Annotated in this window: 1 protein-coding gene; it reads right to left on the reverse strand. The window is 72.3% G+C overall.

Annotated features, from left to right (window positions below; all coding sequences use genetic code 11):
• The coding region (locus IH13_RS0133610) for an extracellular catalytic domain type 1 short-chain-length polyhydroxyalkanoate depolymerase (protein WP_158791463.1) at window positions 1–516 on the reverse strand (516 nt) is incomplete at both ends.

The raw sequence follows: 516 nt of genomic DNA on the forward strand, positions 1-516 counted from the left end.
AGAGATGTGTATAAGAGACAGGTCGCGCACTGCGCCGGCAGGCCCGAGGCGATGGAGCCGCCCGCGAAGACGTCGGGGTACGCGGCGAGCAGGTTCGCCGCCATCCCGCCGCCCGCCGAGAGGCCGGTCACGTACACCCGGTCCGCGTCCGAGCCGTACTGCGACCGGGCCTTGGTGACCATCTGCGCGACGGACGCGGCCTCGCCCCTGCCGCGCGTGGAGTCGGCCGGGTCGAACCAGGTGAAGCAGGACAGCGCGTTGTTCGCCGAGCTGGTCTGCGGGAACACCAGGGCGAAGCCGTACGCGTCGGCGAGCTGCGCCCATCCGCTGTTGGCGTAGTAGTCGCCGGCGGTCTGGGTGCAGCCGTGCAGGGCGACCACGACGGGGGCGTGGGCCGGCAGACCGGCCGGGACGTAGGTGTACATGGACAGGTTGCCCGGGTTGGATCCGAAGCCGGTGACCGGCGTCAACCCGCTCGCCGCGGCGGCCGGTTGGGAGAGGACGACGGTCCCGGCG

Origin of the sequence: Streptomyces sp. NRRL WC-3549 (assembly GCF_000721935.1) — a bacterium.
Lineage (GTDB): Bacteria > Actinomycetota > Actinomycetes > Streptomycetales > Streptomycetaceae > Streptomyces.